This window comes from Rhizobium sp. BK196 (assembly GCF_014193255.1).
GTDB lineage: Bacteria > Pseudomonadota > Alphaproteobacteria > Rhizobiales > Rhizobiaceae > Rhizobium.
In genome coordinates this window covers 14,830-39,782 of record NZ_JACHZB010000014.1, presented here as the reverse complement: position 1 = coordinate 39,782, position 24,953 = coordinate 14,830, and the positions used below count along the sequence as shown (strand labels likewise).

Below are 24,953 nucleotides of genomic sequence, written 5' to 3'. Positions count from 1 at the left end.
AGTCGTTGACGGCATCCGCGCTCATGGTCATCCTCCGTAGCGAAAGCGGAGGTCGAACTATCAAGCTCCGCGGTGAGCTTGCATAGGATCTACAATGAGGTTCGGCCGCATGGTGCGATCGGTAACAAGGTGCCGATCTCGCTGATGAATTCCGGAGGCGCAACCAGCCCGCCTCCCTGAGTGAAGCCGGAAAACTCCAGCCTCCGCTGGTCCAGAATCCTGGGGCGGTTCAGGAAGAGGAGAATTCCAGTTCCAAACGGTCTAACTTCACGGGAGCACGTCAGTACCCCTCTCCTGGACGTCGGAAATACCTGCCAGCACGGCGAATAAATTGCCTAAGTGGCTCGGCTGTTTGCCTGCCTTTCAGCCAAACGTTCGGTCATTGCCCGCCTTTCAATGAGGTGCTTCTTCGCGCGAGCTACTTTTTCCACGAGATTGTCGGGAGATAATGGCTTCGTTATGAGATCGATTGGCTCGGGTCGATTGTCTGTCAGGAGCTTCTCTGGGTAGGTTCTGACGAAGAACGCGAAGCAGTCCACGAAACGCGGCTCTTAGCATTGACTTTAAGTAACTAAGAATCAAATGCTTGCCCGCCTGACAGAGGAGAACACTGATGGCCGACGAAACCGGAATTGAAACAACTGCGACCACCGAAGTGCCTGCCGCAGCCCCCGCTGAGAAGAAGACCCGCAAGCCACGCGTGCCGAAAGTCGCGGCCGAAGCCAGCACCGCCGATTCGATCGCTTCACCTGCTGAAAAGTCGGTCAAGAAGACGCGTGCGAAGCGCGGCTCTAAGATTGTTCCGCTCAAGGCCGAAAAGGTGGTTCCCGCACGGAAGACGGCTGCCCCTCGCGCCCCTCGCGTCGAAGCTACGCCCGCTCCGGTCGCCACCTCTGTCGACGTCATCGACGATATCGCTGATCTCATCAAACTCGAGGAAGAGAATAAGCAACTTCGCAAGGAGCTCTCCGAAAAGCTACGCGCCGAAAATGCAGATTTGCGCAAGCGGCTTGGCAAGGCCTGATTCCGTTTTGCAGCGGCGTCAATCGTTCAACGTGATGGCGCCGCTGATCTTTCGTCTGATAGGGCCAAGATGAATAAGATCCTGCTGACAATGAATGACTGCGGTCATGTCCCGCCGCTATGTATTGAAGGTTGAATATGATGAGAACACCATGGAGATTTGTGGCTGACCTGGTGTCGCGTAAACCAAAACCACATAGTTTTGATGAGAGCCGAGAAGCCGAAGCGAAGACTATTGCTCTCGAATACAAACCGGCCCCCAAGGTGGAACAACCTGTCATCGACGCGACGACAGTTGACCGCCCAGCTGAGCCCGTCTCCGAGGCGCAGGTCGAGGCAAGCCGACCGGAACCAGATACCAATTCTAGTGAAGCCGAAACAGCGACATCAGTTGCGACAGACGCTCCCGCAGTCGCAGTCGGTGACGGTGAGCCTACAAGCCTCGCTGGCACGCAGCAGGCTGAAAAAACCCCGACGCCGCCCCCCAGGACCGAAGCTTCCAAGACAACCACCAAGGCCGCGTCCACGCGGCGGAAGCGGGCTGCTCCCGCCGTGGAGCCGGTTATTCCGATCTATGCAGCTTCAGAAAAGGCTCCTGTCGTGGCTGCAGGCCCGAAATCGTTCATCGATGAAATTGCTGACCTTGACGCGGAAGTCGCGGCGTTGCGGCGTCAGCTCGCGAAGAAGCTCGTCGAGCAGAACGCGCAATTGCGAAAGATGCTTACCAGGTTCGATAGGCGCTAACCGCGCACCGCCATTTCGATGGGGGAAGGCTAGCTCAGCGTCGATTGGATCAGCTTGGGGCCAGCTCCTGACAAAAGCCACAGTCGCCTACCCGAAGGCGCACGGAAGGCCGATCGTGCGTTTCATGGACGACCTCGCACCCGACAAGGCCGCCGATGCTATCCGCTCCCTCAGCCGCGAAGCCGACTCATCGGCATGATAACCTCAGACCACCCGCAGGTGAACCACGCGGTGGATCACTTGGCCGGGGAAGGCACCGGTAGTCCCATATCTCCACCGCCTCCCGCACAGGCTATGTTGGCAACGACTGCGTCAAGAAGGGTCGGACTGCCGCATGGTTCATAGCCGGCCTTGTCGGAGGTGGCGGCAAGGTCGCAGTCTTCGTCGGCAGTCACCGTTACCTGGCGCAGGAGCTGAACTAAATGGCCGATGCGGATGTTATCCTCAAGACCTGTGCGGCAGTGTCTGCCCAATTCGGTGCACCGTTTGTTCAGCGTCACTTGGTGCCGGCCGATCCCGGCAGCGCTCTTTTGCGGCAGTGAACCGGTGATCGCAACGCAGACTGTGCAAGGCTCTTTCGTATCCATTTTTCTCGCCGGGCGAGGAGCGATGTCGCGCTACGCCGCTTCCCTCAGGGCTTGCGTTCCGCTCCCTCCCAGGCGCGCCGTAGCAGATCGCGCAAGGGGGGAGCGGCTTCGATTGGACGCGGGTTCCAATACGGATTAGTGCGCGGTCGAGGTCGGATTCCTTCACACCGAGGTCGCGCAGTGCTGTGGGACGCCAAGTCTGATTGCCAACCAGTGCAGCCCGATCGGCGCATCGGACGCACCGATCGCCGCCGCGATCCATGCCATGGTCTCGGGTGCCGCTGGGCTGTTGTAGGCAAGCGCGTGGCGAAGTCGCAAAGAGCCACTGCTTGTCAGCGTCAGAAACACATTTTTCATTATGGGAAGAGGGATTCGATTCCCCTATGGCGTGCCACTCTCTTTGAAATCGTTGCGTAATTTCGACGTGCGGGTATGCCCCGCCGCACGGCATTTCGTGCCGCGTAACAATCCGATCTGCTTTCAACTTTTGGCTACCGACACATCGTGTCGGCCTGTGTTATAGTCGCTCTGTCAGGTGCAGGATCTAGCAGACACGCAAGGGCCGGCGATGGCGAGCGAAAGTCCTATCAACTCACCGAAGCATACACGAAAATCGACGGGCGGGGGCGCGCGGCCGGCGGAGCATGGCAGCGAGCGGCGCCTCATCACGGCGCTCTGCTACGATCTTGTCGGATCGACAAATCTTTTCCATCAACTCGATATCGAGGACTTCCAGGAGCTGATTTCCGCCTTTCAGCACGGGGTGCGGTCGGCGATCCTCGCGCGTTCCGGCGTTATGCGGGTCGAGGCCGGTGACGGCGGTGTTGCCCTTTTCCCGACCGAACTTGGCGCGCGCGATGCCGCGTCGCTGGCGATTCGCGCTGGCTTCGACGTTATCGAGGCCTGCCGGCGCATCGGCCGCGAGGCGCGGCGCAGCGACATGCATGTCCGCGTCGGCATCGCCACCTCCATCGCGCTGGTCCAGGAACCGCGCGAGGAAGTCCCTTCGCAGGAACCGGTGACGGGGGCGGCGCTCGCCATGGCGACGCGGCTGGAAGCCCTCGCGGCCCCTGACAGCATTCTCGTCTCGGAGGAAACGAAGACCCTCGCTGGACGCGCCTACGCCTTCATCTTCGAGGGCAGCCGGTCGCTAAAGGGATTTGCCGAGCCCCAAAGGGTTTGGCGCGCGCTCGAACATCGTACCGAAGTCACCCGCTTCTACGCCTTCGGACGGCTTGGCGGTTCCTTCATCGGCCATGCCGCCGAGCTTGAGACAATTGCCCGTTGCTGGCGAGAGGTCTTGGCCGGGAAAGGCCAGATCCTGGCGATCGAAGGCGACGCCGGCATCGGGAAATCGCGGCTTTTGCGGGAGATCCGCAAGCTTACCCGCAAGGAGCGATCGAGGGCCTTCCTGTTTCAGTGCGCGCCCGGCGGCGCGCGCTCCACGCTTCACCCGATCATGCATGGTTTTCCCGGCACGGCGTCCAAGGCGGCTGGCCCCTCACGCCTGACGGCCACAACCGTCGCCGCCGCGTTCGCCCACCACGGCATAGAAGAGCCAGACGTCGCCGAACTGTTTTCGTATCTGCTCGGCGCTGCGGGCCGAAACGAGTCCCTCTCCGGCAGCGATCCCAAGGCAATCCGCGACAGGGCGCGGCGGGCGACCATCCAAGCGCTGGAGACCGTCGGCGCACGCGGTCCGCTGATCATGGCGGTCGAGGATATTCACTGGATCGATCCGACGTCGCAGGACCTCCTTGGGGAAATCGCCCGCACAGTTTCACGGCTTCCCATCCTTCTCGTCGTCACCTTGCGTCCCGGCGCCGCGATGGATTGGGCCGACGGTGCCGACGTGGTGCACCTGTCGTTGAAGCCACTCAATCGCGACGAGACGAAGCAGGCGATCGAAGCGAGTTGGCCGGCACACAAGCGCACGGCACTTCCGGAACTTCTGGAGGCGACGGAGCGGATTTCCGGCGGCATTCCGCTGTTCATCGAGGAGATCTGCCAGTGGATCACGGAGATCGCGCCTGCGGATGCGGCGAATATTCCTGAGGCAATCGCGCATGATGGCGAGGCAATGGTCTCTCACGCGCACGCGCTTGCCTTCGAAGGGATTCTCGACGAACGGCTCGCGCGTCTCGGACCGGCGCGGGACGTGGCGCGAGCCGCGGCGATCGCCGGCGGCCGTGCGACGCTGCCGCTGCTTCACGCGCTTTTGCCGGATCTCGCCAGGCGGTCGCTGGCGAGTGCGGCGGATGTGCTGTGCGAAACCGGCTTTCTGACGCGTGGCCGAACCGGCGGAACCGTGATCTACCGCTTCCGACACGCCCTGATCCAGGAAACGATCTACAAGGCACTCCTGCGCAAGCAACGGCAGGTTCTGCACCGGCGGCTGTTCCACGCCGTCAGCGACGACCGTGGGCTGGCGGAATGGATCGACACCGGCGGGCTCGCCGACCAGGCGGAACGCGCGGGGCTCACCGAGGAGGCAATTCGGCTGTTCATCGCCGCCGGCTCCGAGAGTGCCGGCCGCTCGGCGATGATCGAGGCGCGCCACCATCTGGAGCAAGCGCTGGCCCTTTGCGACGAGATGGACGAAAGCGAGGCGGTCGACGCCTTGCGGCTTTCCGCCTTCACCAGGCTCGGCCCGATCCTCACTGGCCTCGTCGGCGCCAATTCTCCGCCCGCCCGCAAGCTGTACGAAGACGGCGTCGCCATCGCCCGCCGCCAGCCGAAGGAAGACCAGCCAAAGTGGTTTCCGATCTATTGGGGCTGGTGGCTGACCGGGCCTGACTTTCTCGTCATGCACGACCGCGCACTCGAAGTGCAGATGATGATGCTTGGCACCGAAGATCGCGAAATCGCCCTGCAGGTCAAGCATTGCATCTGGGCGATCGACTTCAATCTCGGCTGGCACAAGGAGACGCAGGAGGCGATCACGGCGGGGCTTGCGCTTTACGACGAGCGATCGGCCGAAACCGCGCGAACGCTCTATGGCGGCCACGACGCCAAGGTCTGCGGCCTCGGACAACTCGCTCTGTCGCTCTGGCTGACGGGACAGGGCTCGGCCTCGGACACAGCACTTGCGGACATGGTCGGCCTGGTCGAGCGCATCGACCATGTTCCGAGTACCGCCCATTCGCTCGACACCGAGGCAGTCTCGGCCTTCTACCGCGACGATTTCGAGCGGCTGGCGGATGTTTCGAGCCGGATGCGGCTCTTTGCCCAGCAACATGAGATGCAGTCGCTCGCTGGCATGTCGCTGCTTTTCGGCGGCTGGGCCAAAGCCCACAGCGACGACCTCCTCGCCGGCCATGAGATGTTCGCCGAGGGATTGGCGCTGCTCAAAGATCTCGGCGCCGTCGCCGACCTGCCGATCTATCTCTACATGCACGCGACCTTGCTCGGCCTTGCCGGCAAGTATGAGCAGGCCATCGACGTCGTCACCGATGCCATCCGGCAGGCCAAGGAAACCGGCCATGCCTACTGGCTCGCCGAACTCTACCGCTGCCGGGCCGTGCTGCGCGCTCGGGGAAACGTGAAAACCAATCTTGTCGCCGCCGAACTGCTGACCGCCGTGACCATCGCCGAAAGCCAGGGTGCGATGGCTCTGCTGCAAAGGGCGAGCCGCTCAACCCGGGAGCTGGGCGTTGTTATTGGACGCTGACACGGCCGAAAGCTTGACCCCTGCCCCGCCGGCGATCGACGGACGGATTGCCGACTTTCGCGACGAGCTTGCCGCCGGCTTGAGGCAACCGCTCGATACGCCGGCCGACCCGGGCGCCGCCGAGGCATGTTTTCGTAGGCTACTTCCTTTCAGCCGCCGGGCCGGCATCACCCGTCTCGCCGACCTGACCGGGCTCGACCGTCTCGGTCTGCCGGTGGCGCAGGCCATCCAGCCGGCCGCGCTTTCCGAGGTGACCTCGCTTGGCCGCGGCCTCACCCTGATAGAGGCGGCGGTCGGGGCGATCATGGAGGGTCTCGAGCGTTTCTTCGCCGAGCGCATTCCCTCCTCGGCCTGCTTTCTTGCGACCGCCGACGAGCTTCGGATCGACGCGGCTCTGTTCGAAAACCTGCTGCTTCCCCACGCCGGCACCGCATGGCGATCGCTGCCAATTCCCTGGACCTTGGCTGTTGATGTCGCGAGCGGAGCGCCGCAGCCGGTGCCGCTCGAACTTGTTCACACCTGCTATACCGATCCCGAGCCACAGGGCGACGGATTGTTCATCCGCACCACCACCGGCCTTGCCTGCCACAGCACGGCGCGCGATGCCTTCGCGCATGGGCTGTTCGAATGCATCGAACGCGACGCGATCGCGCGGGCCTTCACCACCCACGGCTTTTTCGATCGTCGCCGCATAGCGACATCGCATATCGGGCCGAAGGTCGAGCATATTCTTTCGGTCACCCGGACGAAGGGCATCGCTTTCGCGCTTTGGCACGCTCCCTCGCCCACCGACCTACCGGTGATCTGGTGCCAGGCGATCGAGGCCGGCGCGGCTGAGCCGACCCTGGCGTTGCCGACGGAGGGCCATTCGGCGGGCTTTACCGTCGAGACCGCCGCGGCGAGCGCGATGCTGGAGGCATTATCGGCGCGCGCCGGGGCGATTTCCGGCGCGCGCGACGACCAGACGCGCGAACACTATCGCAAGAGCACCGATCCGCTCGTCGCGGACGCCCGCCGCCTGATCCTCGAAGCCACGACAGCGGGCACGGCAGCGTCGCCCTTCGCCCCAACATGCCTGCGCGACGTCGTAGACCGGGTTGCCGCCTGCGGGCTTGGACCTATTCTCGCCGTACCGGTTGGAGCGGACGCCGAAGCAGGCGTGGCCTGCGTGCGAACCATTCTTGCGGGTGCGCGGCCGTTTTCAATTTTGCGTTGAGGGGTTGCCGATGACGAATGCCGGCAAGGAAGGTCCGATTCTGGTATTTCTCGGCCCCACGCTGCGTCGCGACGAGGCGCAGGCGGTGCTCGACGCGATCTATCTTCAGCCCGTATCCCAGGGAGACGTCATACTCGCCGCCCATGCCTTCCGGCCACGTGCGATGGTGCTGATCGACGGACAGTTCGAGGACCGCCCCGCCGTCCGCCACAAGGAAATTCTCTGGGCGATGGCACAAGGCATCGTCATGATCGGCGCGGCCAGCATGGGAGCCTTGCGGGCGGCCGAGCTTGCGCCCTATGGCATGATCGGCGTCGGCCTGATCTATAGGTGGTACCGGCGCTGGCCGTTGACGGCGGAGGATGCGGTCGCTGTGCAGTCAGGGCCCGCCGAACTCGGCTTTCTGCCGCTCACGGACGCACTGGTCGACCTTCAACGGACGTTCTCGACGCTTGCCCGCCGAAATATGATGACATCCGATGAGCGCGACCAACTCATCGCATTGGCGCGCGGGACGAACTTTCGCGATCGCTCGCTCGCAGCCCTATTGCGGGCTGGGGGATTTTCCAGCGACCGTATTTCGGCATTGCGGAAAGAAATGACCGGGCAAAAGCGCCAGGACGCACTCCTTGCGTTACGTATGGCGCCTTCTCTAACAATAGAGCGGCAGGGCCGCGATGTTGATCGCGCCTGGGTCGCGACCAATACTTTCATGAGAGATTTGGAAGCCTCGCATATTGACATCGACTTGATACGAAATTACTAATTAAACGTGTGGTTGCTCAATCCTTCTTCTTCGAAAGCGATTGTGCTATGGAGTATCCGAACAATGTGACGGAACGCGTGAACCCACGCATCGGAACACGATTCTGGATTTTCCCCCAGCCTCCCTTCATCCCCGGCTACGAAGAGCCCGATCGCGTCTGGCTCTCGATCCTGCCCGACGAGATCCGTGACGGACCGAGCGACCAGTGGGTGTACGTGGTCGATCCGTTGATCGAAAAACGGCCCTATGGTCCTGACGATCTGCCGCCGTTCGAAGGCGAGCGGCGACCGGCGGCACGATCTGGCCCGGATCGCAGCTTCGACAATATGGATCCGAAATCGCGGGCCTACCTCGGCGTCCACGTCTATGCCTGCGTACATTTCGTGCTCGACATCTGGCACAGCTATCTCGGTCATCGCATCCGCTGGTTCTTCGACCCGGTCTTTCGCCGCCTGGAAATCATTCCCCTGGTCGAGTGGGACAACGCCCATGCCGGCTACGGCTATCTGGAGCTGGGAGCCTCCGATGTTGGCGGCGTGCTGCGGCCCTATGCGCTAAACTTCGACACAATCGCCCACGAAGTCGGCCATTTCATCAGCCTGTCGGAACTCGGCATACCGATGATCACGTCGCGCGAGGCCGATTTCTTCCCGTTTTCCGAAGCCTTTTCCGACTGCGTGTCGCTGATTTCGCTGCTGCATTTTGATTCCGCCGTCGACCGGCTGCTGCGTCGGACGCAAGGCAATCTCCTACTTTCCAACGAACTCAACCGCTTCGCCGAGACCAGTCTCGAGACGCAAATCCGTCTCGCCACCAATTTCCGCCGCATGTCGGAAACCACCCGCGAGCCGCACGACCGCTCGCTGCCCTTCCTCGGCGCGATCTTCGACAGCATCGTGGAGATCTATCATCGGCAATTGGTCAGGGACGGCTTTGCCGACCGGCGCCTTTTGAACGTCGATCTGCGTGACTTGACGCTGAGCGAGTTCGACGAGTTCCGCTCGCTGACCGAACGGTCGTTTCGCGACCGGCCGCTCTATTTCAAGCTGGCGCTCGAGACCGCGCGTGACCAGGTCGGCAGTGCACTCGCCGCGTCGCTGCGTACACTTGATCCCAACACCATGACTCTCGAGCAAGTAGCACGGGCCGTCATCCAAGCTGCCAGCCGTGGCGGCGCCGATGCGCTCGAAGCGAATTTTGTGTGGCGTGAAATTATCGGTCCGAGATGAACTCTAGGAGGGCAAACAATGAGCGACTGTTGCGGTCCCTATCCGGGCGTGGGGGAGGAGCCGAAAGGCCTACAGGTTCCTGACTACAGTACCTACAACCCAGGAGAAGTGAAATTGTATGGACGACCTGCCACTCTTCTATCCGCAATCAACGACAACATGCTAAAGGAGAAAATTTATGCCGCGATGGACTCGAACGAAGCAATAAACAACCTGAATCCGGAAGCAAAAGAAGAAGTCGGTGGAATAATCGACGACCTAATAAGAGAGATTGAGAGAAAAACCGGCGAGGACGTCATCCTTTCCCTCTTGAACGGAAGAATAACATTCACGGCGCTTGGTGACGACGGAATTTATGCGCTGCCAATTACCATCGGTGGTCAGACGCTCCACAAGCAAGTCCCGCAATGCATGAAAAGCATCGGCGTCATCTACGGATACGCCTATGAAGGCCATTGCTACCGTTTGCCAAAGCCGCAAATCATGTTCTTGCCGGAAGAGGCTCGCACCATCGTGCAGGGCGATTGCGGATGCGACTGCGGATACGAGCCCAAGCTCGGATATGCCGTATGGCAAATCGACAAGCTCGATGTCGTCGTGGCACTCGACATCCGAGCCGACGACGTCAAGACGCTCGTCCTCGACGCCAATCTCCCGGGCAACCGTTCGCCGCTTGCCTATGCGCAGACACAGGCGCTGGCTCCGCAACGTGGGCCAATGGGCGGATAGGGCCGGGAAACGGATGCCAAATCGGGTGGCTGCAACCACCAGCCGTCCCCCAAAGCGCCTCGGCGAAAGGGCGGAAGAGGAATATCTCAGGCTGCCGCCAGTATTGTCTCCGTGCTGTCGGCCGGTGTTCTTCGTCGTTAGCACAACAAGCCGTAAGGCCATCTCGCCCGGATCTGACGCGCCAATATGTCCTTTCGGAACTAGACTTTTTCGGATTGCAGCATAGCGCCACTACACTGCAGTGCCGACCCCTCGTCACTGAAATGGCAGAGATGACAGCTTATGGCTCCGCTGCGACCGGGTGTTTTCACCACGTAATGTCCGCTTTGCGGCGACGTCGACCGGTGGCTCGATGACCACTATGGAGGCGCAAAGTAACCGCTCAAGCGCAAAAACGCGTCAGAACCAAATCAAGCTTTGCCCGCTTGCCTTGGCGAGTTGCAACAGGCGAGCGCGCACCGAGGCACCGAGATTTCTGACTTCTTTTAGCCACATGAGTCTCGACGCTTTCGTTGAGAAGGCTGTCTGTGAAACGTACGATACGCATCGAGGGCCGTTCGGTTGTGGGGCCCAGTCTTTGCGGCCTATCGCAAGCCAGATTTGCCTCGGAAGTTGATCCGTCAGGCCGTGGAAAGCAAGGGCCGAAACAAGGCAGACAACCGCCTTCGGGACGCGTTTGGCAATCTCTGCCAGACTATGGTTGGTATCGAGTTCCGCATCGGGGAGTTGATAAAGACCGCGGGTAAGCCGCACGACCTTGCCAGCCCGTTCCATCGGCTCATGGTGGCCGCCGTCACCCCTGCATTCCGCAGTTCCGCCAGACGTGCTATCCCGCGTTCAGCGAGCACAGTTCGGGCGATTTGGCGTTGGGTGACGGAGGCCGGCATTGATACAAAAACCCGGAGCATAGAATCTATTATCCGAGGATTTGTATCAAAATCCCTGGCCTTGAGAAAGGCGTTGATTGGCGAAGCCGTGAGTAACAACTGACCTTCGCCTTGAAGGGATCAGAACTGGCCCTTAGAACCACATGATAAAACGATCTATGGACCTTGCGCTCAGCAATCTCACCTTCGTCCATAGATCATTCGTTCAGACGACCAGCCAAACGCTGCATGAGATCCATTCGTTCATGAAATATCGCCACGATCAAGGCGGGCGCATACTCGCGAAGCAGGCAAAAGAGGTAGTGATGTTCGCACCGGGCCATTCGTAACGCCGGATGAAGCGCGCTCAGATCCTTGAAAGGACTTTTGCCCTCCGCCAGATTTGCGATATAGCGCTCCAACGCTGAGACGTAGCGGCGTACCTGGGCGGGACCCCATTGCGCACGAGTGTAGCGGATTACCGAACGTAGATCGGATTCCGCCTCTGCGGTAAGAATGTAGGCCGTCAAACACGACCCTCGACCATCTCCTCGTCGAGGATCTCACCTACGGTTTTGGTTGACAGTTTTCCGGCGAGCCCGTCATTAATGCGCGTGTTCATCAACGTCTTCAACTCCTCCCAGGCTCGTTCTCCATCTGTGTCACCGGGAAAGAGGCGCTCGAGCGCGTACTGCTTGATTGTCTTGCCCTGCAAAGCGGCGAGCGCCTTTAGGCTTTGATGTTGCTGGTCCGTTATGTCAATTGTCAATCGGCTCATCCAACGTGCTCCTGAACTGAAAAGCCACATTAACACATATGTGGGTATGTGGGCCAGGCGCAAGGGGCGGAGAAGGAGAAGCGTTGGAACTCGAACGCTATATCAAAGCGCTTCAAGCGCACGATGCTGTGCGGGCGCGTTGGAGCACACAATCTCGATCACCTTTCCCTGACACCAATCTTCCAATCGGCCGAAGCATTAGGTGTACCGGTCCCGCTCCATCCCCGCACGCCTCAGATGGCCGTCAGGTCAGCCTACTATTCTGGCTTTACACCAGAAGTGGATGCTGCCTTTTCCAGCTATGGTTTGGGCTGGCACTATGACGCCGGCATTCAGTTCATCCGTTTGGTGCTTGCCGGCACATTCGATCGCATGCCGGGGCTGCAGACGGGTGGGTGGGCGCAACCCAACGATATGAACGATGGGGCGCCTTAGCTGAGACCTGAAGCAACAATCTCACCTTGTCCGTGAACGACTAAGACGCTTGAAAGCAATCGCGAGAATTGCTGCCATCCTACACTGCGACACCCCCAGTAGTTCCAGCCTTGTCGCTGGTCGTCTGTGGCCTTGAGCAGACGCGAACTTTCTCCCCGAAAATTGGCAAAACCGTCGTGGGGATCGTGCGCGGCGAGGGGCGCCAGTTTGTTTAACCGCCTATTTGACTCTATGCGGTCGGCGACGTGCTCGGACGCACCGGACGCCCTACTAGGCTCGCAATCGGACATGGAGCGAGTATGATTTTCAGCCGCTATCTAAGCAAGGCGCCGTTCGCTTTAATAAGAAAGAAGCTAAGTTAAGCGCACTTAAATAAGCGTCGTTCAATTCCACGCCTTGAGCGGACTCGAACTCTCGGCACCAGATTTGTCTCCACTTCGAATGAAATCAACTGCTTGGCTTTCGAAGCCGAGGACGGCCTATTCCCCAAACGGAAGTTCAATTTCTTGGCGGATTTTTTTTGCGCCCTCGATCAGGACCGCGCTGAACCGCTCGGCATCTTGTGCCGGCAGCATCCCTGCGCCGGTTCGAATTCCTTCTTGCCACGCAGGCCCGCGCTCCCAGGCTTCGTTGTAGACGAGCGCCAAGTCGGCAGATCGCCTTGTCTGCTGCAGGGCTTCAAAGAGCAACGCAGCTTGACGAATGTCCTTCTCTTGCTTTGCCGGCCCCTGCCCGTCAGTGTGTCGGCGACTGGCGACGATGAGCTTGTGGACCGCATAGCGGGCCGGATCAGGGACGACAACTGGGACACCACTTCGGTGGAGCAGCATTGTCCTGATAGGTTCCCTTATGAGGAAGTCGAGAAAGCGCAATGGATCCGCGCTGGCGCCACCAAGGGCGGGCATCTTCGCCGGCTGGTCGATGTGGTCGTCCGAACCGCGGTTAGAGGTCAAGAATTCGACCCTGTAGCCGTCGGCATTCTGAAACGCCGACGAGGCCGCGGATCCCGACCGATGTGGGATTGGCCGGAAGCTAGCGTCGACGCCCTGCAGCAGCTCAACGATCGGGGGTAGGCTGTCTTCAACCTCCCGACTGATGGCATAGTCCTGGGCGATGTCCGCATCGCCCGTCAGGATTGCAGCCATGGGAAGCCGCACCCCCAGCAGTCCCGAATAGCACTGAAAGGCCACCGTGCCGATGAGAACACCCCGGAGCCGGAAAAGACCGCCATCGGCAAGAGCCTCGACGATGTCACCCGACATGGCGTCAGGGGCAATCATCCCGCCTTCGCGGGTCAGGGTATTTACCAAACGCCTGCGAGCGCGTAGATCGTCCTTGTCCCGCTTATGATCAGCTACGCGCTGCGCGATATCCGGATCATCAGCAGGACCGACGTAACGACGTTTCGTGCCACCGTGTCCATCAGGGATGTCGAAGTACCAGTACTTGCGCCCTTTGATGTTCGCCGGGGTGAACCGACCTTCTGGAGGGAAATCGGCCGTCCAAGCGGCGTCGAGCGAGCGCTGACCCAGCTCGGCAAGCATCGTCTGATACATGAGGTCGATGGGTTTCATAGTCTTGGCTCCGGCGTTATACCGTTTTTCAAAAACAGTATAACGGTCGAGAGAATAGGCCGCAAGATTATCAGCCGTCCCGCAAGATAATCCAAGCGTAAGGGTTGGTCACGTGGTCGTGAGCCCACGCTTCAGCCGCATCCATTGTCATAGGTTTCGTGTCGGAATGGCTCACGCCGAACATCCACAATGTCGGAGTCGCCAGGGCCGTAATCGCTCTATGGATATCAGCGTCCGGCGACTTTGGAATGTTGCCGATGGCTTTGGGCCTCGACGAAGGCGGCGAGCAACGTGCCCCGATGGCCCATGCCGTAATTGGTGGATTGATATCCTCTACGGCGCTTAACCTGGTCCTTGTGCCGGTGGTCCTGACTTATCTTGACGGCATGGCGGGGGCTTGGGGCGCTGGTTTGCTCATCCGGCGGCTGCCACAAGGCCGTGAGGTCGGCAACAAGACACGGTCTGCTGCAAAGGTCAGCCAGCGCTCAAGATGCATGACATCCTAGGCCTTGAATGGAATCGAACCTGCGACCCTAGGGGCTTACGTCTGGAGTTCGGTGGAAGTTCAAGCTCTTGACCAGAGATCGACCGCTACATCGGCTACTGGGAATCCTATGCGACGAGCCATGAATCCTTAAACAAAGACGAAGGAATGAAAGAGGAGGTCCGCAACGCCGCAAAACCCTTCTCGAAGCAATGTTCACCGAAAAACACGAAAACACGAACAACAGCTCACCGCCGGCTCAACCTCACCCACCCACGTCAAAAGTAGAACGTAGGCGGAGATACGCGTTACCGATAGAAAAATCGGCCTGTCCCTCGGCGATCCCGATGTCGTTCACAGCCGCTCTATATCCATCCGCTGTCAACGGCTTTTCATCGATGGCTTTTATACCGATGTGTCGGGCGGCAGCTTTGGTGGGTCTGAAACTCCGTCATGGCGCTCAGTTCGACACTAACGTGTCGGTTCGCGGGCCTGAACCGGTGGCCGAGGCAACAATCTGGCGCGTTGGCGCAACACAGGCTCTGCGCGGGCCATCGAAGGGCTGGTAACTGTTATCCTCTGCCCGATAGGACTGGTAGCGGGCCGCGCACCACGCTTTGGCGGCGCTCTCCGCGGCTCCGGATTCCTGCTGTTGCGGATTCGTTCCGGCCGTCCTCAGAGGAGCCGAAAACGGCGAAGTGCATGTCTTTGTCTGGCCGCTGTAAGCCCGATAGCTGTTGGTAGCGGGATCGAAAGACCGATAGTGGTTGGCGCACCAGTCCACGTGCTCTGGCGACATCGTCGCTATCGATGTTGCCTCCGGTTCGCGCGGGGCAGGCGCCTTGGCCCGCGAGGCAACCGCCATTTTCGGCGCGTCGGTGACATAGGTGGAATAGACAGCTGGAATGCGTTCGTAATGTTGGCTGGCGACGTCTACCCGCACCGGTTTCGTCGTCCAGATATCCGGTCGCGAGAGGCTTTCGAACGTGTGAGGCCCGGGATCGGCCAGCACGACTGAGGCGACCGAGCCGGCGGCAACGCACAGGCCAATAGAACTCGCGATACCAAACGCCAGTGAAGCGATGGCCTTCATGATCAAAATCCTGCTTGTTGGAAAGAGACGGACGCGGCAGCATGCCGCGTCCCAGGGGCAAGGTCAGTTGATGACCTGAATAACCTTGCGGGACGACGGCTCGACGATGACGCGCTCGTCGTTCACGATCGCATAGGAATATTTCGGGTTCTCCGGAACCGGCGTCACGACCACCGTTTCGGGAAGCGGCTGGCCAACCACGACCTTCTCCCTGACGACGACGGGGGTCGCGGGCGCCGGAGCTTGCTGGACATAGGTAACGACCTTCTGCGGCGGCGGATCGATTGCAGTGCCGACGATCGCGCCGGTTACGCCGCCGACGGCTGCACCGACCGGACCGCCGACGATCGCGCCGGTAATGGCGCCGCCTGCAGCTCCGTTGACCGTCGACGACTGAGCAAAAGCCGCGCCCGACATAAGTGTCGCGGAGACAGCCGCGCCGATCATGATCTTGTGAAACATAATGTCCTCCTTTGACTGATGCGGCCAGGGGACCGCAGGCCAAGAACGAGCGATCGCGCAGTCGGTTCCGGGAATAGGACTTTGGTCCGTGGTAGCTGTCTTGCAGGCGGGCCGGGCGAACCAGCGAACAAGCTGCTGGGTGGGCCACGTGGAGATTGTTGTCCGAGCAACACTGACGGCGGCCTTCGCGCGATAGGTCCACCTTTCATGCGTGCAAGCTCTGTTGGCATGCCCGCGCCAGGCTTGAAGCCGGCGCCAGTTGGCAGGAAAGGCTCCGGCTCGATTGAGTTCGCCTATCATCACAGATGGTGCCGGCGCGCAATGACAGCGGTTGCGGCACCTATCATCGGCGACGAGCCTTCGACGCCCGTTTGAGCCGACTGGCAATGCGTTTCGAGAGCTGGTTTCCCAAGAAGCGTAGCCTGCCGAACAATCCGATCCGATCGAGGTTGGTAGGCATCCGAACAGCCAGAAAATGGGAGGAAGACCATGGCGGAAGACATCTCCAAATCCGCACAGGATCCAGTGAACGTGCAAGGCAGGACCTCGCGAGGGAATGACCGGTCAGGTTCAGACCAGTCGGCGCCAAACTTCAGCGATCTCAAAGCGAAGGTTTCCGAAGATCTGACGCCGGCCAGCGATGCCGTTGGAGAAACCACTGCGACCGTTATCGACAAGGTTCCAGGAGACCGTCGTCGAACAGAAAAACTTCGCTGCACGCCAGATCGAGGGCGTCGCCGCGATTGCGTAACAGAGATATGCTTCGACGAAAGCGCCTGAAACCGGCGTGTCGAAGAGCTAAACGACCGTCAGCGACGGCGCCTCGCAATGTCGGAGTTCCGTCAGGCGCACGCAGATAGCTGCGGCTCCGTCCTGAAATCAAGCACCTGCGTGCCGATCCCAGGCAAGCCGTTGTTCGTTCAACGGCACTCGTCTCTCAAGGTGCCATTGCGCATTTGTGCACGCCACTCACGCGTGTCAGGTCGCGGGCATGAGCGCTCGGTGCGGTGGATTCCTGTAACGTTTCCGGTTTCGATGGGGTCGAGCGGGATCGCGATGCCCCCTTGGTCGTAGTCCCGACGGTAGCGATCGGTCCCAGGCGGCATACCCCCGAAACGACCGCGGGAGTCCATGTCCCCAAACGACTGGCAAAAGCCGGGGGCGGTGCCGAAGCCGGCCAGAACAATCAACGTTAATGCGAAGAGCCTGCGCATGACGGTTTTCCTTTTTGGTTGGCAGGAGGAAAATCGTCGTGGGCTGTTCTTGTTCCAGATGCATCCTCTATCCACAATGGTTCTCGAAAAGCCACGGCTTTCTCGACCTTCCTCGGCGATCACAGCGACACAGGCACGTCCAACATCGCGATATTCGCGCGGATCTACCTTCGGGCAGCGCCTCCGCCGGTTGGTTCCGCAGCCTCCCCTCCCTAATGTCGTCGCTTTGTCACACCAGCGGCGTTTCTCGTCAGGTTTAGCCGGTCGTCTTGAAGCGAATCGCGAAAGGCGCGAAGTGAGAAATCCGGGTGAAACGATGAGGGCGTGCGATTTGCTCAGGGTCATTGAGGGTGGGCTTCATTGTCCGGCCGCGCAAGATTGTGCGAGCGACGCGGTCGTAAAACTTCGCGGAGAGGGGCAGCGGCGTTTGCGCCAGGCAGGTATCGAACGCTATGAATCACGCCAAAGGGTAACGGGTCGTGCCATCCCGCCATCGCTGAAGTTCTTCAAGCTGCAGATTGAATTTGCAGTCCAGGCCTTGTCGCAGATGTCGCCCTTGCCGGCCGATTATATGTCCGACCGTTACTGGCCGTTGCATGAAAACCGGGCGGACCTTGGGTGAGGCAGCCCGTTCGATCGGTCAGGCGGGCGTCGCCGACCCACCGCAGACTTCGGATGACCTCCTAAGCTCGCAAGACCATTCAGATTACCGGCGATTTTTCACGCGTCGTGGCTCCAGCCTTCGGCAGCAATTTCATTCATTTCCTCGATCGTTAGGGACTTTTTCACCCTGCCGGCATCGTCCGATCATTGATCGCCCCTGCGGCGCCGGCAGCTCGGATTCGTAACTCTCCGTGCGGCAGTTTGTTCGTCCGCTCTTCGGGTTCCACCCAGAGATGGGCAAGGAGCTCGCGTTTGAGGGTTACCTTGATCTTTCATTGCGAGGGACGGTGAAGGCATAAGATTTTCCAGCTGAATACCTCCACAAAAATAAACTGATATTCCCTTTTCTTTGAAGCCGACAAGCTGGGCGCGAAGGGCATTCCGGTGGCGTGGTAGCACTGGCCCGGCACGGATCTCGAGAGGGATCGGCATCATCGCGCCAGCCGTCCTCCACAATCCCAAAACCGGTGCGGCCGCTTTCAAACATGGCCTGCAGGACGTCGTTCCATTGCTGAAGGCCAACCTGGCCCAAGAAGAAGCGACCGACAAGAAGCTGACACAGCTTGCGCAGGCGCAGGCGAATGCCAAGGGTCAGAAGGTCGCCTGATGATATGATGCGATCAAGGCCGCCGATAGGGCGGCCTTTTTTTGTTCAGAGGAGGACAATCGGCTGGCGGGCGCGGTAAGAGCCGGAGAACGGCATCCTATTTCGGCATGAAAGCGTCTAGTGCGGAATTCTTGATAGCCGTAATATAAGGGGCCTGAACACCGATGATCGTCCATCGACGGTTCCGTCGCTTCGGCCTTCATATCAGGCGATTTCTCAGAGAAGGGAAAGGCAGAACGTTCGCACCGGAACTTGGGCTCCGGACGCCCGTTTAAGGCTCAGACCAAGCAAGGAGCTTTTCCATGGGAGATCGCGAGCAAGCACGGCGAGAGCGCGCCTACAGAATTTGGGAGGCAGAAGGTCGCCCCGAAGGACGCCATCTCGATCACTGGCGACGCGCAGACGAGGACGGCGAAGCAGTAGAGACGGAAGCCGCCGACGTGACTGACGCAAACCAGGAAGCCAACCGCCAGTTCAATGGCAAGGGCGCAGAAGCGCCATCAGCGGTAGATGTCAGACCGCCTTCCGTGTCGAGCGCTGACTGACAAGTGCGCGAAGGCCTGCACTGATGGCCAGCCGTTGGGCGCAGCGTTGCGAACGGCAATACCGGGTCCAGTTTCGTTGTCACGCTGACCAGTCGTGCGTCCCCCAGTGGATACGAAAATCTTAGCAATCGTAACACTGGGCACGGAGCCATGTGATGCGGCCTGCCCTTCTGGCGCATTGCCTCCACCACCGGCGTCGTGAAGAGGTACTACAATCCGGGACGTCGAAGTTCCACGCACATCGTCTCCGTTGCAGCTGATGGGCAAGGCCTTCGGATGGGCTGGAGAACGTTTCCAGCACTCGCAGCCATTCTTTACATTGGAAATCCATGCGATGGCTGCCACTATCGAAACGCCGCGAAGTGTTAAGCGTGTCCCCTTGTTATCGCGTTCAAGCGGCTTAACTTCACATCTGTTTCCTTAGGGTCGATAGAGTGTCTGCAATCGAATTGAACAATGAAACCGCGTGTGCCGGAATAGCGGACATGCTCGAGCAGGGGCTTTGGGACGACTCCGTCGTGGGACCGCCGTCGGAATGGCCTGACTGTCTGAAGTCCGCCGTGGACATCATGCTTCCTTCACATGCACAAATCGTGATGTTCTGGGGCGACCAGTATGCAGCCCTTTATAACGACGCCTATGCTCCCACGATCGGCCTTAGGCATCCGCGTGCATTTGGAAGACCGGCAAAGGAGAACTGGGGCGAGCTCTGGGATGACCTTAAGCCTTTGTTGGATCGCGTCCTTTATGGTGGCGAAACCGTTTCCGCCAGGGATCGTCAATTTTACATCGAGCGCCACGGACATCCCGAAACCGTCTATTTCGACATTTCCTATTCGCCGATCAAAGACGAAACCGGTAGCGTCCGCGGGGTGTTCTGCATCGTCAGCGAGACGACAGAAAGGGTGCGTTCGCAGCAAGCACTCAAGGAGAGCGAGGAACGTCTACGAGCGCTATTTTCCCAGTCTGCCGCAGGTATCGGCCAGATCGACCTTCAGGGCCGGATGACGCTCGTCAACCAGCGCTTCTGCGAGATGCTCGGCTACCAGCGGGAGGAGCTTGTGGGCATCCGTTTTCAGGACTTGACGTTTCCGGACGACCGTCAGGAAGTTGAACGGCTTTTCAAGCACCTTACCGCGGCCGGCGAACCCTTCGATATGGAAAAGAGATGCGTGCGGAACGACGGAAGTATCGTATGGACGGCTGTCTCGGTCTCTGCCCTCACAGATGACGACGGTTCAATCCGGCAGTTAGGCTTCATCGCCATTGACATCTCGGCGAGAAAGAGCGCCCAGGAAGCGGAGCGTCTGCTTGCGTCGATTATCGCTTCCTCCAACGACGCCATCCTTAGTATCGATCTCGGCATGACGATCACCAACTGGAATGCGGCTGCCGAGAGGCTCTACGGATACACTCGAGACGAGGCGGTGGGAAAGTCGGTCCTGATGCTCCTCCCGGAAGGCCGTCATGACGAGGAGCCTGAAATTCTTCGGCAAGTCAGCGCCGGAAAGGTCGTGGAACCTTACGAGACGCAGCGTCGAAGGAAGGATGGCGGCCTTGTAGACGTCCAGCTTAGCGTTTCCCCGATCTATGACAGCAATGGAAGAACGATCGGCGCTTCCAAGGTGGCCCACGACATCACGGCCCGAAAGGAGGCCGAACGTCTTCAAACGGTGCTGACCAGCGAGCTTAATCACCGCGTCAAGAACACGTTCTCCACTGTCATTGCTATTGCAAGACAGACCCTGGATCGGGAGGGAACGGATCGAAACCAAGTGAGCGCATTCCAGGATCGCCTCATTTCGATGGCGAAGGCACACGATCTGCTCACGCATCGCGACTGGCAACGCGCTGACTTGGGAGAGTTAGTCAGCCAGGTGCTGGAACCCTACCCTCCTGAGCGGTTCGACATCGAGGGCTGCGCTGTGCTGTTGCCTCAGAAGGCCGTTCTCTCGTTTTCGCTCGCAATCCATGAGCTTGCAACGAACGCCGCAAAATATGGAGCATTGTCTGTCGCTCAAGGGAGGGTCTCGATCTCCTGGAGCTATGAGGAGGCCATCACGAGGCTGCGGTTCAGATGGGTCGAGCGGGATGGCCCGACAGTACAACCGCCGTCCCGGAAAGGCTTTGGTTCGCGTCTGGTCGAGAGGCTTCTGGCAGCCGAGCTGAATGGCCGTTCGACAATCAACTACGATCCTGCCGGTGTCATCTGCGAGATTGAGGCGATCTTGGATCCGGACGCAGCACCGGAGCGACGATAGCTGGTCTTCAGCCATGTTCTGTCATGCTCGCGTCTCCCGTCTTTTCTCCGCAAGCGCCCAATTTTCGCTGATCGCCGCATGCTTTGTGGATCCTTGAAGGGGAAATTCTCCAGCCTAACTGTCTTCGGGCCTCTCACCGATGGAGCGGGTCGGGGTCGGGCAAGCTGTCGCCGAGGAAGGAGCGGGAACTCGCCCAACCCACAATGCATTACACCGAGACTAGAAGCCACTAGGTCACTATGCAGGAAAACGACCAGACACGAGCTGAAGCGCGAGATGCCGGGGAGCGCCTTGTTGCCCGCCACGTTCGCGAAGACCCCTTTGCCGCAGCCTTCAAAGCGACGCGTATGCCGATGATTGTCACCGATCCAAATCAGGCCGATAATCCCATCATCTTTTGCAATGCCGCATTCGAAAAGCTGACCGGCTATTCGAACAGCGAAGCAGTAGGTCGCAACTGCCGCTTCCTTCAAGGCCCTGAGACGAACTTGGAAACGGTGGGTCGCATTCGCGCTGCAATCAGCGCCGGTTCCGATATCGCCATTGACATCTTGAACTACAAGAAGGATGGCGAACCCTTCTGGAACGCCTTGTTCCTATCTCCGGTGCGCGACGATAAAGACAAGATTATCTACTTCTTCGCCTCCCAGCTCGACTTCACCAACGTGAAATCACGGGAGGCCGATCTCGCCGCCGCACGTCATCGCGCAGAAGAGGAAGTCGCCGCGCACACCGAGAAACTGGAGGCTGCACTCAAAGCCAGGTCGCTGCTCGTCCACGAAGTCGATCACCGCGTCAAGAACAACCTGCTGACCATGGCGTCGATCGTAAAACTCCAGACCCGGCTCACCAGGGATGAAGGGCAGAAGCGCGTTTTGAGGTCCGTGCTAAACCGCGTGGAGGCCTTAAGCACCGTTCAAAAAAAACTGTTCACGCTGGAGGACGTCTCCCGGTTTGACGTCGCGGACTTCACGAAGGAACTCGTTACCGATCTTGTCGAAGCTGTTGGGCGCAAAGATATCCGACTGACCCTTGATCTGCATCCGCTCTATGTGCCGGCCGTAAAGGCGACACCGCTGTCGCTGATCGTCAACGAGCTCGTCGGCGATGCCGTCCGGCGCGGCTTAAGCGACGGTGGCGGCGACATCCATGTTGTCGTCAAACGATTGAACGGCCATTTCCTTATAAGTGTGGAGGACACCTCCGTACCGGTTGAGGTCGATGCGGACACCGCCGAGATCGGTCGCATTCTTCTCGAAACCTCTGCCAGGCAGATTGACGCGAAAATCGAGAAGCGGATCGAGGGACATCGGACAACGGTTAATGTCACTTTGCTCGTCGACGCACAGGAGAGCGCGCATTGAAAGTTATGATTGTCGAAGATGAGATGTTGCTCGCCATGGAGCTTGAAACCGAGGTTGAAACGGCCGGACACGAGGTGAGTGGCATGGCGATGAACCGCAGGCAGGTGGACGACCTTCTACAAGCGCATCGCCCGGATTTCGCTTTTGTCGATATCCATCTTCAGGACGGTCAAACCGGGATCGACGTCGGGCGCGCTCTGGCATCCAAAGGCATTCCGTACGTGTTCGTCAGCGGTAACATCAAGAAGATCCCCGCCGACTTCGCGGGCGCCCTTGGCGCCATCGAAAAGCCCTACACGATGAACGGCATGACGAATGCTCTTGCCTATATATCAGCGATCCTTAGGGGTGAGGAAGATGTCTCTCCGCCTGCGAGCCTTGTGCTCGCCGAAGACATTTGGACCACCGTGTTTGCAGGCGCTCGTAATTCGACGTCACGGTGGGAAGCTCCGGATAACCTCAACAAACGTTAGGCTGTTGCAAGCAATCTGTCGGCTGAGCGGATATGCCGCTTGCTCGGGCCGTGCAGAATCACCGAAATTCAGCTTTCGTGAACGGCGGCTTCCAAAGCCTCAATTCCAGCCGGAAAACACTTGTGCCGCGATTTCTGGCGATGCAATCGGCCGGTCCGGAGCGGGTAACAAGTCTCAACACCTACTCACAGGGCGGCTTTTAGGCCGCCCCGATCAATCTCTTCTTATTCGAACCCCAGAACTGACGAGCCAATCCACCCGGGTAGTTGGTCCGGACGCGCCGGTGCAAAGATCTCATAATAGACACAACCTCCCGGCCCCGTTCCGATCGCCGCGTGTCGCGAGCCTGTCGGAAAGAAAACCATGTCGCCTGCGCTGGCTTCAAGCTCCTTGCCATCGATGACGAGCTTGCAAAGACCCGAAACCATAATCAAGACCTGCTCATTTTCGTGTGAGTGTGTCTTGCCATCGAAAGCAGCGTCGGCCGCCGTTTCAATACGCACGGCCGAGATCTTATCGGCGCAGATTCCCTTGCGGGAGGAGCCTGCACGCATGCCGGCAACAGCCGGCAATGTCTTCCAATCACTCAGCATGTTTACGTCATACGATCGCAATCAGCCCGCCATCGATGCGGATTAGCCAGCCGGTGAGATAGGATGCCCTGCTGCTCGCCATGAAGGCCACGACATCGGCGTATTCCTGCGGATCACCGTAGCGATCAAGGGGGATCGAGGCTGGGCTGGCTGCTGAAACGTCTTCTACGGACTTGCCTTCACGCTTGGCTTTCTGCTCGTCAAAGTATGTGACGCGTTGGGTTGCGACACGGCCTGGAAGGACGACGTTAACCGTCACGCCGTCACGGCCCACCACGCCTGCCGGTTGCGTCATGAACGTCAATCTGAAAGGCGCCTTCCTCTGCAGCCGTGAAGCGGTTCGGTTCATGCTCCAGCGGCGCAAAATAGTCTCTGCAGCGCAGTTGCATCAGGTAACATCCTGACTGGCAAGGGCGGTCGAGCCGTCCTTCCCGAAACGCTTGAATATTCGCGTTCTGGCCTGCAATGATTTAAGCTTATCGATGCGCATATGTTCGCTATTGCCGGAAATGGCAAAAACTAGCGAACATCGGGTTGCCAATCCGATCAGTTTGGAAACTGGGAGGTCTATTGGATATAGGCAAGGGCTTCGCGATCTTGTACTTTGCTTCTGCTCGACATTGTCTGTTTGACAACTCTATGCTGATGGCGCTTGAGCATTCTTTACGAGCTCGGCTTTGAGCCGCGCGGTTTCCAAGCCCAGTTCAATGAACTGGCGGGCATGCCGAGCCAACGCAACATTGTCGTCCCAGAGATTTCGCCAGATCGCTGTCTTCAACGACAAGTCTTTGTCAACGATAGCCGTTGAGAAGGATTCGAACGTGACGTAGTCGTCCCATCCGATCGCGATCAAAGCATCAAAAATCGCGGCAAAATCGATGTTGCCGGTCCCAAGAAATCCGCGATGGCTTTCACCGATGTGGACATAGCCGATTTTATCGGCGGCATTGCGTATTGCCAATCCGACGTCAGCTTCCTCAATATTCATGTGGAAGGTGTCGAGATGCAGAAAGACATTCGAAGCACCTGTGTCGTTGATGTAGGCCAGGCCTTGAGCTGCCGTATTGAGCATATTGCTTTCGAAACGGTTGACGATCTCGAGATTGAGGGTCACGCCTGATTCCCTTGCGCGATCGGCGACGCGTGAAAGGGTGCTGACGCTGGTATCCCATGCCTTGCGAGACAGTGCGCGCTCCTGTTTTCCGTGCGAGGAACTCAAAATGCCGGCGAGTTTTGTGCCACCAATATCGCGAACGAGCGCAACCGCTCTGTCCAATATGGCCTCACCGTTGGCGACCACCGCGGGATTATCGCTGGAGATGTCGCCATCAGCCGGCAGGCCCATGCTCACTGCGACGTCGAAACCCAATTCACGGATGCGAGACGAGAGCCACTTCACGTCGACCAGCTTGGGATCGAGATATGAAAACTCCACGAGCTTGAAGCCGAGTTCATGCGATCTCGCAAGCGTGCGCTCAAGCTCATCGCGAGACGAGCCAGCGCTCCAAACGAAAGAGTGGACGCCGATTTTGGACATGGCTCTAAATCCTATTCCATTGAAGAAAGGGCTCGCCGAG

Annotated in this window: 23 protein-coding genes and 5 pseudogenes; 16 read left to right on the top strand and 12 right to left on the bottom strand. The window is 59.3% G+C overall.

The genetic code is table 11. The features are described 5' to 3' along the window. Positions 1 to 613 precede the first annotated feature (613 nt). Positions 614 to 1,024, top strand: a complete 411-nt coding sequence (locus tag FHT78_RS29575) for a hypothetical protein (RefSeq protein ID WP_246715449.1) — start codon at positions 614 to 616, stop codon at positions 1,022 to 1,024. Between the two features lie 161 nt (positions 1,025 to 1,185). Beyond that, the gene (locus FHT78_RS29095; protein WP_183750003.1) at positions 1,186 to 1,767 is read left to right on the top strand and encodes a hypothetical protein; all 582 of its coding nucleotides are present in this window, start codon (positions 1,186 to 1,188) and stop codon (positions 1,765 to 1,767) included. Positions 1,768 to 2,003: 236 nt separating this feature from the next. On the opposite strand, the gene FHT78_RS29570 is transcribed toward FHT78_RS29095, so the two are convergent. The 3 genes and pseudogenes from FHT78_RS29570 to FHT78_RS29085 form a co-directional block, all read right to left on the bottom strand. Next, entirely contained in the window at positions 2,004 to 2,354 is a 351-nt protein-coding gene (locus FHT78_RS29570; protein WP_246715448.1) for a 3-keto-5-aminohexanoate cleavage protein, read from the bottom strand. A 44-nt stretch (positions 2,355 to 2,398) separates the two neighbouring features. Continuing rightward, positions 2,399 to 2,544, bottom strand: a pseudogene (locus FHT78_RS29845) (maleylacetate reductase); the annotation flags it as partial. Then, positions 2,517 to 2,672: a hypothetical protein gene (locus FHT78_RS29085; RefSeq protein WP_183750002.1), complete on the bottom strand. Its 156-nt coding sequence runs from the start codon at positions 2,670 to 2,672 to the stop codon at positions 2,517 to 2,519. The pseudogene FHT78_RS29845 and the gene FHT78_RS29085, both read right to left, overlap by 28 nt. A 250-nt stretch (positions 2,673 to 2,922) precedes the next feature. Here FHT78_RS29085 and FHT78_RS29080 point away from each other — a divergent pair, with 250 nt between their 5' ends. The 5 genes from FHT78_RS29080 to FHT78_RS29060 are packed head-to-tail and all read left to right on the top strand — an operon-like array spanning position 2,923 to position 9,964. Further along, complete coding sequence (locus FHT78_RS29080) at positions 2,923 to 6,024, top strand: AAA family ATPase (RefSeq protein ID WP_183750001.1); 3,102 nt, start codon at positions 2,923 to 2,925, stop codon at positions 6,022 to 6,024. Then, positions 6,008 to 7,240 (top strand): YcaO-like family protein, encoded by a 1,233-nt coding sequence (locus tag FHT78_RS29075; RefSeq protein WP_246715447.1) that lies wholly within the window; start codon positions 6,008 to 6,010, stop codon positions 7,238 to 7,240. The genes FHT78_RS29080 and FHT78_RS29075 overlap by 17 nt, the downstream gene beginning before the upstream one ends. Before the next feature lie 10 nt (positions 7,241 to 7,250). Next, positions 7,251 to 8,006 carry a TfuA-like protein gene (locus tag FHT78_RS29070; protein WP_183750000.1) on the top strand — a complete coding sequence of 252 codons (756 nt, stop codon included), beginning with the start codon at positions 7,251 to 7,253 and terminating at the stop codon, positions 8,004 to 8,006. Between the two features lie 47 nt (positions 8,007 to 8,053). Next, a complete protein-coding gene (locus tag FHT78_RS29065; protein ID WP_183749999.1) occupies positions 8,054 to 9,235 on the top strand; it encodes a hypothetical protein in 1,182 nt (393 codons plus the stop codon). Between the two features lie 18 nt (positions 9,236 to 9,253). After that, positions 9,254 to 9,964 carry a hypothetical protein gene (locus FHT78_RS29060; RefSeq protein WP_183749998.1) on the top strand — a complete coding sequence of 237 codons (711 nt, stop codon included), beginning with the start codon at positions 9,254 to 9,256 and terminating at the stop codon, positions 9,962 to 9,964. A 490-nt stretch (positions 9,965 to 10,454) separates the two neighbouring features. On the opposite strand, the pseudogene FHT78_RS29565 reads toward FHT78_RS29060, so the two are convergent. The 3 genes and pseudogenes from FHT78_RS29565 to FHT78_RS29050 all read right to left on the bottom strand — a co-directional run. After that, a pseudogene (locus tag FHT78_RS29565) lies at positions 10,455 to 10,851 on the bottom strand (type IV toxin-antitoxin system AbiEi family antitoxin domain-containing protein); the annotation flags it as partial. A 197-nt stretch (positions 10,852 to 11,048) separates the two neighbouring features. After that, positions 11,049 to 11,360, bottom strand: coding sequence for a type II toxin-antitoxin system RelE/ParE family toxin (locus tag FHT78_RS29055; RefSeq protein WP_183749997.1), 312 nt, complete (start codon positions 11,358 to 11,360; stop codon positions 11,049 to 11,051). Further along, entirely contained in the window at positions 11,357 to 11,608 is a 252-nt protein-coding gene (locus FHT78_RS29050) for an antitoxin (protein ID WP_183749996.1), read from the bottom strand. Before FHT78_RS29050 ends, FHT78_RS29055 begins: the two co-directional genes overlap by 4 nt. A gap of 237 nt (positions 11,609 to 11,845) precedes the next feature. Here FHT78_RS29050 and FHT78_RS29155 point away from each other — a divergent pair, with 237 nt between their 5' ends. After that, on the top strand, positions 11,846 to 12,043 hold the full coding sequence (locus FHT78_RS29155) for a hypothetical protein (protein WP_210289967.1): 198 nt from the start codon (positions 11,846 to 11,848) through the stop codon (positions 12,041 to 12,043). A gap of 479 nt (positions 12,044 to 12,522) precedes the next feature. Here FHT78_RS29155 and FHT78_RS29040 read toward each other — a convergent pair whose 3' ends face one another. Beyond that, the gene (locus FHT78_RS29040) at positions 12,523 to 13,617 is read right to left on the bottom strand and encodes a GSU2403 family nucleotidyltransferase fold protein (protein WP_183749995.1); all 1,095 of its coding nucleotides are present in this window, start codon (positions 13,615 to 13,617) and stop codon (positions 12,523 to 12,525) included. Between the two features lie 242 nt (positions 13,618 to 13,859). Here FHT78_RS29040 and FHT78_RS29735 point away from each other — a divergent pair. Then, positions 13,860 to 13,997: pseudogene (locus FHT78_RS29735) on the top strand (efflux RND transporter permease subunit); the annotation flags it as partial. Positions 13,998 to 14,561: 564 nt separating this feature from the next. On the opposite strand, the gene FHT78_RS29030 reads toward FHT78_RS29735, so the two are convergent. Next, entirely contained in the window at positions 14,562 to 15,194 is a 633-nt protein-coding gene (locus FHT78_RS29030) for a BA14K family protein (protein WP_183749994.1), read from the bottom strand. Positions 15,195 to 15,257: 63 nt separating this feature from the next. Continuing rightward, positions 15,258 to 15,656: a DUF1236 domain-containing protein gene (locus FHT78_RS29025; protein WP_132658304.1), complete on the bottom strand. Its 399-nt coding sequence runs from the start codon at positions 15,654 to 15,656 to the stop codon at positions 15,258 to 15,260. A 489-nt stretch (positions 15,657 to 16,145) separates the two neighbouring features. On the opposite strand from FHT78_RS29025, the gene FHT78_RS29020 reads away from it, so the two are divergent. The 7 genes and pseudogenes from FHT78_RS29020 to FHT78_RS28990 all read left to right on the top strand — a co-directional run bounded on the left by FHT78_RS29020 (position 16,146) and on the right by FHT78_RS28990 (position 22,783). Next, positions 16,146 to 16,436: a hypothetical protein gene (locus tag FHT78_RS29020; RefSeq protein WP_183749993.1), complete on the top strand. Its 291-nt coding sequence runs from the start codon at positions 16,146 to 16,148 to the stop codon at positions 16,434 to 16,436. A gap of 351 nt (positions 16,437 to 16,787) precedes the next feature. Beyond that, positions 16,788 to 17,492 carry a hypothetical protein gene (locus FHT78_RS29015; RefSeq protein WP_183749992.1) on the top strand — a complete coding sequence of 235 codons (705 nt, stop codon included), beginning with the start codon at positions 16,788 to 16,790 and terminating at the stop codon, positions 17,490 to 17,492. A gap of 510 nt (positions 17,493 to 18,002) precedes the next feature. Continuing rightward, a pseudogene (locus FHT78_RS29560) lies at positions 18,003 to 18,140 on the top strand (DUF892 family protein); the annotation flags it as partial. A gap of 302 nt (positions 18,141 to 18,442) precedes the next feature. Next, a complete protein-coding gene (locus tag FHT78_RS29005) occupies positions 18,443 to 18,685 on the top strand; it encodes a DUF2934 domain-containing protein (protein WP_183749991.1) in 243 nt (80 codons plus the stop codon). A gap of 485 nt (positions 18,686 to 19,170) precedes the next feature. Then, entirely contained in the window at positions 19,171 to 20,946 is a 1,776-nt protein-coding gene (locus FHT78_RS29000) for a PAS domain-containing sensor histidine kinase (protein ID WP_183749990.1), read from the top strand. A gap of 239 nt (positions 20,947 to 21,185) precedes the next feature. Next, positions 21,186 to 22,310 carry a PAS domain-containing protein gene (locus FHT78_RS28995; RefSeq protein WP_183749989.1) on the top strand — a complete coding sequence of 375 codons (1,125 nt, stop codon included), beginning with the start codon at positions 21,186 to 21,188 and terminating at the stop codon, positions 22,308 to 22,310. Further along, positions 22,307 to 22,783: a response regulator gene (locus FHT78_RS28990; RefSeq protein WP_183749988.1), complete on the top strand. Its 477-nt coding sequence runs from the start codon at positions 22,307 to 22,309 to the stop codon at positions 22,781 to 22,783. Before FHT78_RS28995 ends, FHT78_RS28990 begins: the two co-directional genes overlap by 4 nt. Positions 22,784 to 23,007: 224 nt before the next feature. Here FHT78_RS28990 and FHT78_RS28985 read toward each other — a convergent pair whose 3' ends face one another. The 3 genes and pseudogenes from FHT78_RS28985 to FHT78_RS28975 all read right to left on the bottom strand — a co-directional run bounded on the left by FHT78_RS28985 (position 23,008) and on the right by FHT78_RS28975 (position 24,913). Beyond that, entirely contained in the window at positions 23,008 to 23,376 is a 369-nt protein-coding gene (locus FHT78_RS28985; protein WP_183749987.1) for a cupin domain-containing protein, read from the bottom strand. Between the two features lie 7 nt (positions 23,377 to 23,383). Further along, a pseudogene (locus FHT78_RS28980) lies at positions 23,384 to 23,650 on the bottom strand (SDR family oxidoreductase); the annotation flags it as partial. A gap of 363 nt (positions 23,651 to 24,013) precedes the next feature. Next, positions 24,014 to 24,913, bottom strand: coding sequence for a sugar phosphate isomerase/epimerase family protein (locus FHT78_RS28975; RefSeq protein WP_183749986.1), 900 nt, complete (start codon positions 24,911 to 24,913; stop codon positions 24,014 to 24,016). Positions 24,914 to 24,953: the final 40 nt, after the last annotated feature.